A 10091-nucleotide genomic window follows, 5' to 3' on the forward strand; every position below is an offset into this window, starting at 1 on the left:
GACGCGCCGGCCCTCGCGCCCCGCCGCATCCAGCGCCGCCACGGCGGCCGCGGTGCGCGCCGGCCAGTCGGGCGCGGCCGCCCAGCCATCATCGATCGCGACCAGCAGCGGCCCCGTCCCGCCACCACCCGACTGCGGCTGCCACACCGGGCGCGCCAGGCCGACGATCAGCAGCGCCGCCGCCACCAGGCGCAGCAGCAGCAGCCACCAGGGGGTCCGGTGCGGGGTCTCCTCGGTCGGCGGCAGATCCTGCAGCAGGCGCAGCGCCGGGAAGGTCTGCGACTTCGGCGCCGGCGGGCTGACGCGCAGCAACCACCACAGCACCGGCAGCGCCGGCAGCGCCAGCAGCAGCCAGGGTGCCGCGAAGGCGAGGGGACCGGCCTGCCACATCAGCCGGGCGCCAGCCTGCGATGCAGCGCCAGCAGCGCCGCTTCCGGCGGCTGGTCCGTGCGATGGGTGGCAAACGACCAGCCTGATGCCGCGGCCAGCGCCGCCAGCCCCTCGCGATGCCGCGCCAGGCGTTCCTCATACAACGCGCGCACGCCCTCGACGCGCGGCACCAGTGCATGCTCCGCGCTGCCAGGGCCTTCAAAACGGATGCGGCCGGTGAAGGGCAGCGTCTCCTCCGCGGGGTCGAGCACCTGCACCAGATGGCCCCGGATGGAGCGCGACGCCAGCGCCGCGACGCGATTGCGCGTCTGTTCCAGGGGCGCCAGGAAATCGCTGAAAAGCACCACCCGCGCATGGCGTGGAATGCGGCCGTCATCCGCCTCCGCCGCCTGGCGCGGCAGGTTCTGCGCGAGCGCGTTCAACGCCCCTCGCCCGGTGAAGGCCCGCGGCAGGCCGAACAGACGGACCCGCTCGCCCCCGCGGAACAGCAGCGCAGCCAGCGCCAGCAGCAGCAACTCCGCCCGCACCCGCTTGGCGGGCAGGTCCCGATGGCTGCGCCAGTCCATCCCGGCCCCGCCCTGGCACCAGAGTGCGACCGTCTGCGCCGCCTCCCACTCGGTCTCGCGCACGAACAACCGGTCGGACTTGGCCGATTGCCGCCAATCGACCCGCGCCGCTGCATCGCCCGGCGTATAGGGCCGGAACTGCCAGAAGGCATCGCCCTGCCCGGGCCGCCGCCGCCCGTGCACACCCTGCATGACCGTGGCGGCCACACGCTCGGCCTGCACGACCAGCGGCGGCAGCGCGGCGCCGAGGGCCTCGGCCCAGGGAACGGTGACGGAGGTGCTCATGGGGTGGCGTCCTGGGGAGGGCGCTGCCCTCCCCTGACCCCTCCCGCCAGGGGGCTACGCCCCCCTGGACCGCGGGTTTTGAATCGGGGTGTTCGGGGAGGGGCATCGTCGGTGATGCCCGCCGCGCAGGTCGCGCCATGCCCCTCCCCGAACACCCCGATCAAGTCGAGGGTTCCAAGGGCCTTAAGCCCTTGGCGGGGAGAGGTTTGGTGAGGGGCAGAGCCCCTCTCCAAGGCGCCGCACATGCGCACGCTACGCCACGCTCTCCTTGAGCGCGTCGATCACCTCGCGCAGGTGGATGCCGTCCGCGCGGGCCGCGAAGGTCAGGGCCATGCGGTGGCGCAGCACGGGTTCGGCCAGGGCCAGGACGTCGTCGATGCTGGGGGAGAGGCGTCCGTCCAGCAGGGCGCGGGCGCGGGTGGCGAGCATCAGCGCCTGCGCGGCGCGGGGACCTGGGCCCCAGGCCAGGTGTTGGCGGACGCTGTCGAGGGTGGTGGTTTCCGGCCGTGCGCCGCGGACCAGTTTCAGGATCGCGTCGAGCACCTGTTCGCCCACCGGGATGCGGCGGATCAGCGCCTGTGCGGCGATCAGTTCCGCGCCGGTCATGGCCTGGACGGGGCGGGCTTCCTTGGCACCGGTGGTGGCCAGCAGCATGGCGCGTTCGGCGGCCTCGTCGGGGTAGCCGACCTCGATTTCCAGCAGGAAGCGGTCGAGCTGCGCCTCGGGCAGCGGGTAGGTGCCTTCCTGCTCGATCGGGTTCTGCGTGGCGAGCACGTGGAAGGGCGTGGGCAGGGCGTGGATCTCGCCGCCGATCGCCACGCGGTGTTCCTGCATGGCCTGCAGCAGGGCCGATTGCGTGCGCGGCGAGGCGCGGTTGATCTCGTCTGCCATCAGCAGCTGGCAGAAGATCGGCCCCTTGATGAAGCGGAAGGCGCGCTTGCCGTGGGCGTCTTCCTCGAGCACTTCGGAGCCGAGGATGTCGGCCGGCATGAGGTCCGGGGTGAACTGCACGCGGCGCGGGTCCAGCCCCAGCACGGTGCCGAGCGTATCCACCAGCTTGGTCTTGCCGAGCCCGGGGACCCCCACGAGCAGCACGTGCCCGCCCGAGAGCAGGGTGATCAGCACGCGTTCCACGACCAGGTCCTGCCCGAAGATGACGCGGCCGACCGCCTCCCGCACCCGGGCCAGGCGGGCGCCCAGCGCCTCCACCTCCGCGACGAGGGCGGCAGGATCCTGTGTCTCGGCCACTTCACTCATGCGGGCAGGGCTCCCTATATGACCTGGGCGGAGGCGCACGGGCCGGTGCACCCCCAAGGTGGAATTAGCTCGCATCGGCCACGCTGAGTGCAAGGGCGACGGAATGCAATGACGCTCCAACAGGACATGTCAGCGCCGCAGGCGGTGCAAAAACCGGGCTGCGCCGGTCCGCCGGCCGGGGCGTTGCTCGCCCGGGCGAAGATGGATTGCGGCAACTACGCGATCCGCATCGCCCGCGACGGGACCTGGCTCTACAAGGGCAGCCCGATCAACCGGAAGCCGCTGGTCTGCCTGTTCGCCTCGGTTCTGAAGCGCGGCGAGGACGGCGCCTATTGGCTCGAGACGCCAGCCGAGCGCGGGCGCATCGAGGTCGAGGACGCGCCCTTCATGGCGGTCGAGCTGTTCTGGCGCGATTGTGACTGCGGCTGCGCCAAGCCGCAGCAGTGCCTGACCTTCCGCACCAACCTCGACGAGATGGTCACGGCCGGGCCGGAGCACCCGATCCGCGTACACCTCGATCCGCGCTCGCGCGAGCCACGGCCCTATGTGCTGGTGCGGCCGGGGCTGGAGGCGCGGATCAGCCGTGCCGTCTTCTATGAACTGGTCGCGCTGGCGCAGCCCGAGACGGTGGACGGTCGCGAGGTGCTGGGCGTCTGGAGCGAGGGCGTGTTCTTCCCGATCGACGAGGCCCCCGCGCTGGACATGGCGGCGGATTGAGCATGCCTGCCCCTGACGGCAGCGTGCCGGAGCGGCTGCGGCCGGCACCATGAGCTTCGCCGGGCGCCTGGATCCGGACCGCCTGCGCCTGCGCCTGGCCGACCCCGAGAGCCTGCCGCGCGACCGTCCCTCGCCCGAGGACGACCTCGACCGCGTCGCGCGCACCGGCGGGCGGGTGGTGGCGGCGGCGGTGCTGGTGCCGCTGGTGCTGCACCCCGAACCGACAATCCTGCTGACCCTCCGATCGTCGCGGCTGAATTCCCATGCCGGCCAGGTCTCGTTTCCCGGAGGCCGGATGGAATCGGGCGAGACGCCCGAGCAGACCGCGCTGCGCGAGGCGGAGGAGGAGGTCGGGCTCGATCGCGCGCTGCCGCAGCTGCTCGGCCGCCTGCCGACGCTGCTGACGGGCACGGGCTACAGCGTGACGCCTGTGGTGGCGCTGCTGCGCCCTCCCTTCGAGCTCCGCCACGACCCGAACGAGGTCGAGGAACCCTTCGAATACCCGCTGGCGCGCCTGCTCGACCCCGCGGCACCGGAACGGCGGTCCCAGGAATTCCGCGGCCGGCTACGCGAATTCTGGGTCTGGCCGCATGAGCGCCACTACATCTGGGGCGCGACCGCCTCGATGCTGGTGACGCTGGCGGCGGTGCTGCGGGACCAGCACTAGCGCCGCGTCCCGTCGCCCCCGGGTCCCTCGGGCGGCCTTGGCCGGACCGGCGGCGCCATGGCCCAACGCCGGGACGCAGCGGACAGCGAAGCCGCTTCCTTTGCCCTGGCCGCGCCGCTATGGCTGGACGACGCGCGAAACGACGCGCCGACAACCACGGGGAGACACCATGGCCACCAGCATCGCCGCCGAACGCCGCCTGCTCGGCGACGACTTCGCCCTCATCGCGAACAGCCACCACCCCGCGCTCGCCGCCCTGTCGGCCGAGGACGCGCTGGCCCTGGCGCGGCTGCTGCGCGACCAGCGCGACCGCCTGCGCGGCATGGTCCACAGCAATCGCCGCGCCCGCCGCGGCAAGGGCGAACCCCGCGCCACCGCCGGCCACGACCCCGCGCTGCTGCGCCGCAAGCAGGTCTTCGCCGCCGCCCTGAAGCGCGTGAATGCGCGCATCGAGCTGCTGCATGGCGAGGCGCGGCGCGCCTACCACGCCGCCGCCCTGAAGGAGGCGCTGGCCCGCAAGCAGGCCGCCCGCGCGCATCATCCCGGCGCCGGCGCCACGGCGGGCGGGGGCATGCGCGCCAAGGCCAGCGGCAAGCGCCGCACGCGCATGGACCCGCGCAGCATCGGCAGCATCTCGCAGGCTGGCCGGAACGCGCAGGCACGCCGCGACGGCTGAACGACCCGCTCGATCATCGTTCGCATTCTTGTCTAGACCGTACCGATCGCGTATCCGCTTCGCTTGAGTTCAGGAACGATCGGGGGCCGGTTTGGTGACGCAAGCGCTCGTGCGGCTGGCAGCGGCGGCCATGATTGCGATCTGCGGCGGCGCAACGGCCGAGGAGCACCGAAGGGTCGCAGCGAACGGCACGACTTTCACATACGTTGAGGCTGGGCAGGGTCCGCCGGTCGTGCTCATTCACGGCGGCCTTCAGGACTTCCGCATGTGGCGCGACCTCCTGCCCAGCTTTGCTGCGCACTATCGGGTCGTCTCGTACAGCCGCCGCAACCGCTTCCCCGATCCGGTCAGCGCCGAGGGTACACCGGATGGCGCTGGCGACCTGCACGCCGAGGACCTCGCCGCGCTGCTTCGGTCCCTGGGGATAGAACGGGCGCACGTCGTGGCGCATTCGTCAGGTGCCGTCGCTGCGCTGTTCTTCGCAAGTCGCTACCCCGGGATGGTGCGTTCCCTCGCGCTCAACGAACCGCCAGCCGCCGGGCTTCTTGCCGGTACGCCTGACGGTCAGTCCTTGCTGCGCGAGCAGGGCCAACGCCTGGCGCCGGCGCGCAGCGCCTTTGCCGCGGGTGACCTCAACCACGGCGTGCGGCTGTTTGTGGATGCCGTGCGCGGCGCGGGCGCCTTCGACCGCCAGCCTGAGGCGGACCAGCGCATGGCACTCGACAATGCAGCGTCCCATCTGGCCGACCAGGTCTCCACCCACCCGCGCGCGCCCTTCGGCTGCGATGCTGCCTCAAGGATCAGCGCGCCCGTGCTGCTGACCGGCGGAGATCGCAGCACGCCGTTCTTCGCTGCCATTCTCGATGCGCTCGAGCGGTGCCTCGCCGACAGCGAGCGTGCAACCGTCGCGGGCGCCGCGCACAACGTTCCCGGCGATGCGCCTGAGGCTTACCGCGACGCGGTGCTCGCCTTCCTCGCACGGCACTGACCCTACGGCGCTCATCTGGCGCTGAACCGCTCCGCGGGATAATGCAGGGCACAGTTTGCACCGGGAGAGACGACACCATGACAACCCGCCGTACCCTGCTGTCGGCCGGCACGCGCCTGACGCTCGCCGCCGGCGCCGGCCTGCTGGCCGCCCCGGCCGTCCAGGCCCAGGGCGAATGGCCGGCCCGCACCGTGCGCGTCATCGTGCCCTGGCCGCCGGGCGGGTCGACCGACGTGCTGGTGCGCATCTACTGCGAGCTGCTCCAGGCCGCGCTCGGCCAGACCTTCGTGGTCGAGAACCGTGCCGGCGCCGGCGGCAACATCGGCATCGACGCCACCGCCAAGGCCGCGCCGGACGGCTACACCATGGGCATCGCCTCGGTGGGCCACTTGGTGATCAACCGCTTCCTCTATGCCCGCCTGCCCTATGACCCGACGCGCGACCTGACGCCGGTCGGCGTGGCCTGGGACCTGCCCAACGTCGCGGTGGTGTCCTCGCAGCACAACCCGTCGCGCACGCTGGCGGATTTCGTGGCGTGGTCGAAGGCGAAGCGCGGCGGCTTCACCTATGGCTCGCCCGGCGTGGGGACCACGGGGCATCTCTCCGGCGCGCTCTTTGCCGGGCGCATCGGCGTGGAGGGCACGCACGTCCCCTTCCGCGGCGCGGCGCAGATCATCCCGGCGATGCTGTCGGGTGACCTCGACTTCGCGCTCGACAACCTCGCTTCCTACGTCCCGGTCATCGCGGAGGGGCGGATGCGCGCGCTGGCCATCACCTCCGCCGAGCGCTGGCCGACCCTGCCGGACCTGCCCACCATGGCCGAGGCCGGGGTGCCGAACTTCGTCGTCTCCTCCTGGCAGGGCTTCGTCTTCCCGGCCGGCACGCCCGCCCCGGTCATCCGGCGGGTGAACGGCGCGCTGCGCACCATCGTGGCCGAGCAGTCGCTGAAGGACCGCTTCCTGCGCGTGGGCGCCCTGGCGGTCTGGTCGACGCCGGAGGAGATGGCAGCGCGCGCCGCGGCCGAGGCGGCGATGTGGGAGGAGGCCGTGCGCGTCTCCGGCGCCCGGGTCGAATAGCCGCCAAGCGGCGCGCGGCGCGGCGACGTGCTGGTGCCGCGCCCGCCGGCGGCGCTGACGGAGCAGGGCTTCACGCTCCGCGGCGCTTCCAAGGTCGGATCGGTCGCGCGGGCCGGCCCGGCCGGGATCGCCTCCGCCGCGGGACCCCGGGCCCGGGGCGACCCGGCGCCGCTTCAGGGCAGCGACAGGCGCACCACAAGCCCCGACAGGAACACCGCGATCACGAGGTCCAGCAGCACGAACCCCGCGGCGCGCACGCCATTCACCCCCAGCGCCGCGCGCGCGGTGAACCATTGCAGCCACAGCGCATAGCCGATCGCCGCCAGCCCCAGCGCATCCGCCACCAGTCCGGACAGGCCCAGCAGCACCGGCAGGGTGAAGCCCGCCAGCACCAGGTACTGCACCAGGTTCACCCAGTTCCACGCCGCCACCAGGCGCGGCCACAGCGCGCGCCGGCCCATCGCATGGGCCAGAGGCAGGCTGGCCAACGCGAAACCGACCCAGGAACAGACATAGGCGATCACGTCCGCCGCCAGCGCGCGCACCGGGTCGGCGCCGGCGGCGGAATCCGCGCCGCCGATGCCGCGCAGCAGCAGGAAGATCGGCAGGCAGAGCAGCGCCGCCACGAAGGAGGCGCGCGCCTCGGCCAGGGTCGGCGCGAAGGCCATCACGCCTTCCGCGCGGCCGCGCGCGAGCAGCAGCGCGCCGGCGATGCCGCGCACCACCGGCCCGGCCGGCGGGGGCTGGGCTGCGCTCAGCCGAGCACCTCGTGCAGGATGGCGCGGTAGGCCGCAGCCAGGCGGCGCAGTTCGTCGACCGGAGCGTTCTCGTTCACCTGGTGCAGCGTCGCGCCCACCGCGCCGAATTCCGCCACCGGGCAGTAGCGCGCGATGAAGCGCGCATCGGAGGTGCCGCCGCCGGTGTCGAGCCCAGGCGTCACGCCGGTGCTGGCCGCGATGGCGCGGGTGAGCGCATCGACGAAGGGGCCGGGGCGCGTGAGGAAGCTCTCGCCCGAGCATTCCGCCGTCATCTCGTAGCGGCAGCCGGCGGCGGCGAGCGCGGCATGCAGGCGCTGGGTCAGCGCCTGGCTCGTGTGCAGGTCGTTGAAGCGGATGTTCAGCATGGCGCGCGCCGTGGCCGGGATCACGTTCGATGCGGCGTTGCCCACGTCGAAGCCGGTCACCTGCAGCGTGGTCGGCGGGAAGAACTCGGAACCGTTGTCGATCGGCGCCGCCAGCAGCGGGCCGAGCGCCGCGACCAGCCGATGGATCGGATTGTCCGCCAGCGCCGGGTAGGCGCTGTGCCCCTGCTTGCCCTGCACCGCGATGCGCGCGGTCAGGCTGCCGCGCCGGCCGATCTTGATGGTGTCGCCCAGGGCGGCCTTGCTGGTGGGTTCGCCGACCAGCGCCATGTCCGGCACCTGGCCGTTCGCCTGCATCCATTCCAGCACCTTCGCGGTGCCATCGACCGATCGCGCCTCCTCATCGCCGGTGATGAGCAGGGAGATCGACCCGGGATGGTTCGGCCGCTCCGCGAGGTAGTCCGCGAGCCCGGCGATGAAGGCGGCGATCCCGCCCTTCATGTCGCAGGCGCCGCGGCCGTAGAGCACGCCATCGCGCACCTCGCCGGCGAAGGGATCCCCGGTCCAGGCCGTGACGTCGCCGGGCGGCACGACGTCGGTATGCCCGGCGTAGCAGAAATGCGGGCCGGCCGTGCCGCGCCGGGCGAACAGGTTGTCCACCCGGTAGTCGTCGGGGCCGAAGACCAGCCGCGTGCAGGCGAAGCCCAGCGGCTCCAGCGCCCGCTGCACGACATCGAGCGCGCCGTCATCGGCAGGTGTCACCGACCGGCAGCGGATCAGCGCCTGGGCGAGCGGGATCGGGTCGGTCGGCATGCGCCGCGCGCTCAGTCGCGCAGCAATTCGTTGATCGCGGTCTTGGCGCGGGTCTGCGCGTCCACCCGCTTCACGATCACCGCGCAGTACAGCGAGGGCCCCAGGGTGCCGTCCGGCAGCGGCCTGCCCGGCAGCGCGCCCGGCACCACCACCGAATAGGACGGCACGCGGCCGATGAAGACCTCGCCCGTCGCGCGGTCGATCACCTTGGTGGAGGCGCCGATGAACACGCCCATGGACAGCACGGCGCCGCGCTCGACGATCACGCCCTCGGCCACTTCCGACCGGGCGCCGATGAAGCAGTCATCCTCGATCACCACCGGATTGGCCTGTAGCGGCTCCAGCACGCCACCGATCCCCACGCCGCCCGAGATGTGCACGTTCTTCCCGATCTGCGCGCAGGACCCCACGGTCGCCCAGGTGTCGATCATCGTCCCCTCGTCGACGCGCGCGCCGACATTCACGAAGGAGGGCATCAGCACGACGTTGCGCGCGATATAGGCCGACCGCCGCACCACGGCGCCCGGCACGGCGCGGAAGCCGGCTTCCTTGAAGCGGTTCTCGCCCCAGCCCTCGAACTTGAGCGGCACCTTGTCGTAGGCGCCGGCGGCGGTGTCCATGGGCGCCGAATCGGTCAGGCGGAAGGACAGCAGCACCGCCTGCTTGAGCCACTGGTTGACCTTCCAACCGCCGGCGCCGTCGGGTTCCGCGACACGCGCCTGGCCGGAGTCGAGCGCCTCGAGCGCTTCCTCCACCGCGGCGCGGTCGGAGCCGGAGGTGGCGGAGGTGACGCGGTCGCGCACCTGCCACAAGGCTTCGATGCGGGCCTGAAGGGCGGTATTGTCCATGGCGGGTCTCCGGCGGTCCTGGGGCGGGCCGCGCTCCTTGCGGCCACGGCGCGGGCCTGTCAACGCGGCGGCGGCGGGTCCGCGACCGGGGCGACGCCGACGCGGGCGGGATCCCGCATAGCCGGGGCAGCACCGGCCCCTTGCCGATCCGCCCGACGCGGCGACGGCCCAACTCCTGCCCTGACGAACATCCCCGGATGGCAGGGCGGGACGAGGCGCGTCCCGCCGCCGCCGGATCGGAGGGCATGCTAACCCGGGATTCACCCGACCGGCGCTTCCATCGCGCCGATGAACACGGCGCTTCGCCCTGAGGACTGGTCGGCGATGGTCCCGCCGGCGGCGGCGGCCTCTGCGGCGCTGCACGGGGCGCTGCTGGAATCGCGCCAGCGCTGGCAGGACCTGGCCGGGCTCGGCGCCGACCTGGTGTTCGAGACCGACAATGCCGGGCGCTTCACCTTCCTCTGGCCCGACACGGTGCTGGGGCACCGCGCGGCCAGCCTCCTCGGCCGGCGCGCCGACAGCCTGCTGCTCGGCGCCGGGCCCAATCCGTTCACGCTGCGCCAGGCGGTGCGCGGACATCGCGCCTGGGTGGCGGATGCGCAGGGGCAGCCGCGCTGCCTGGCCTTGTCGCTGGCGCCGCTCAGCGATGCGCGCGGCGGCCATGCCGGGCTGCGCGGCGCCGCCCACGACGTGACCCAGCAGGAAACCGCGGCGGCCAGCGCGGCCG

The 10091-nt window shown here is 72.9% G+C and carries 11 protein-coding genes and 1 pseudogene; 6 read left to right on the plus strand and 6 right to left on the minus strand.

Going from position 1 to position 10091, the window contains the following annotated elements:
- The 3 genes from HW578_RS17290 to HW578_RS17300 form a co-directional block, all read right to left on the minus strand.
- Positions 1-390 (minus strand): BatA domain-containing protein (locus tag HW578_RS17290; protein ID WP_198371859.1); only part of this gene is annotated, 390 nt, incomplete at its 3' end.
- The gene (locus HW578_RS17295; RefSeq protein ID WP_198371860.1) at positions 390-1241 is read right to left on the minus strand and encodes a DUF58 domain-containing protein; all 852 of its coding nucleotides are present in this window, start codon (positions 1239-1241) and stop codon (positions 390-392) included. The genes HW578_RS17290 and HW578_RS17295, both read right to left, overlap by 1 nt.
- A 252-nt stretch (positions 1242-1493) precedes the next feature.
- On the minus strand, positions 1494-2498 hold the full coding sequence (locus HW578_RS17300; protein WP_198371861.1) for an AAA family ATPase: 1005 nt from the start codon (positions 2496-2498) through the stop codon (positions 1494-1496).
- 108 nt (positions 2499-2606) lie between these two features.
- On the opposite strand from HW578_RS17300, the gene HW578_RS17305 reads away from it, so the two are divergent.
- The 5 genes from HW578_RS17305 (at position 2607) to HW578_RS17325 (ending at position 6622) form a co-directional block, all read left to right on the plus strand.
- Positions 2607-3215 carry a DUF1285 domain-containing protein gene (locus tag HW578_RS17305; protein WP_232479059.1) on the plus strand — a complete coding sequence of 203 codons (609 nt, stop codon included), beginning with the start codon at positions 2607-2609 and terminating at the stop codon, positions 3213-3215.
- 49 nt (positions 3216-3264) lie between these two features.
- Positions 3265-3882, plus strand: a complete 618-nt coding sequence (locus HW578_RS17310; RefSeq protein ID WP_198371862.1) for a CoA pyrophosphatase — start codon at positions 3265-3267, stop codon at positions 3880-3882.
- A gap of 169 nt (positions 3883-4051) precedes the next feature.
- Positions 4052-4558 (plus strand): hypothetical protein, encoded by a 507-nt coding sequence (locus HW578_RS17315; RefSeq protein ID WP_198371863.1) that lies wholly within the window; start codon positions 4052-4054, stop codon positions 4556-4558.
- A 94-nt stretch (positions 4559-4652) separates the two neighbouring features.
- A complete protein-coding gene (locus tag HW578_RS17320; RefSeq protein WP_369407913.1) occupies positions 4653-5546 on the plus strand; it encodes an alpha/beta fold hydrolase in 894 nt (297 codons plus the stop codon).
- A gap of 77 nt (positions 5547-5623) precedes the next feature.
- Positions 5624-6622: a Bug family tripartite tricarboxylate transporter substrate binding protein gene (locus HW578_RS17325; protein WP_198371865.1), complete on the plus strand. Its 999-nt coding sequence runs from the start codon at positions 5624-5626 to the stop codon at positions 6620-6622.
- A 173-nt stretch (positions 6623-6795) separates the two neighbouring features.
- Here the strand turns inward: HW578_RS17325 and HW578_RS17330 are convergent, their stop codons facing one another.
- Genes HW578_RS17330 through dapD form a run of 3 tightly spaced genes read right to left on the minus strand, consistent with a single transcriptional unit; the run spans position 6796 to position 9364 of the window.
- A complete protein-coding gene (locus HW578_RS17330; RefSeq protein ID WP_198371866.1) occupies positions 6796-7344 on the minus strand; it encodes a hypothetical protein in 549 nt (182 codons plus the stop codon).
- 32 nt (positions 7345-7376) lie between these two features.
- The gene (dapE, locus tag HW578_RS17335) at positions 7377-8516 is read right to left on the minus strand and encodes a succinyl-diaminopimelate desuccinylase (RefSeq protein ID WP_198371867.1); all 1140 of its coding nucleotides are present in this window, start codon (positions 8514-8516) and stop codon (positions 7377-7379) included.
- An 11-nt stretch (positions 8517-8527) separates the two neighbouring features.
- Positions 8528-9364, minus strand: coding sequence for a 2,3,4,5-tetrahydropyridine-2,6-dicarboxylate N-succinyltransferase (gene dapD / locus HW578_RS17340; protein WP_198371868.1), 837 nt, complete (start codon positions 9362-9364; stop codon positions 8528-8530).
- 324 nt (positions 9365-9688) lie between these two features.
- Between dapD and HW578_RS17345 the strand changes: the two are divergent.
- A pseudogene (locus tag HW578_RS17345) lies at positions 9689-10091 on the plus strand (hypothetical protein); the annotation flags it as partial.

Source organism: Roseomonas rosulenta (assembly GCF_016106005.1).
GTDB classification, from domain to species: domain Bacteria; phylum Pseudomonadota; class Alphaproteobacteria; order Acetobacterales; family Acetobacteraceae; genus Neoroseomonas; species Neoroseomonas rosulenta.

What these genes read in the sequence shown, in the direction of transcription:
- HW578_RS17295 (WP_198371860.1), bottom strand. Translation starts at nt 1,241, where the DNA reads ATGAGCACCTCCGTCACCGTTCCCTGGGCCGAGGCCCTCGGCGCCGCG.
- HW578_RS17300 (WP_198371861.1), bottom strand. Translation starts at nt 2,498, where the DNA reads ATGAGTGAAGTGGCCGAGACACAGGATCCTGCCGCCCTCGTCGCGGAG.
- HW578_RS17305 (WP_232479059.1), top strand. Translation starts at nt 2,607, where the DNA reads ATGACGCTCCAACAGGACATGTCAGCGCCGCAGGCGGTGCAAAAACCG.
- HW578_RS17310 (WP_198371862.1), top strand. Translation starts at nt 3,265, where the DNA reads ATGAGCTTCGCCGGGCGCCTGGATCCGGACCGCCTGCGCCTGCGCCTG.
- HW578_RS17315 (WP_198371863.1), top strand. Translation starts at nt 4,052, where the DNA reads ATGGCCACCAGCATCGCCGCCGAACGCCGCCTGCTCGGCGACGACTTC.
- HW578_RS17325 (WP_198371865.1), top strand. Translation starts at nt 5,624, where the DNA reads ATGACAACCCGCCGTACCCTGCTGTCGGCCGGCACGCGCCTGACGCTC.
- dapE (WP_198371867.1), bottom strand. Translation starts at nt 8,516, where the DNA reads ATGCCGACCGACCCGATCCCGCTCGCCCAGGCGCTGATCCGCTGCCGG.
- dapD (WP_198371868.1), bottom strand. Translation starts at nt 9,364, where the DNA reads ATGGACAATACCGCCCTTCAGGCCCGCATCGAAGCCTTGTGGCAGGTG.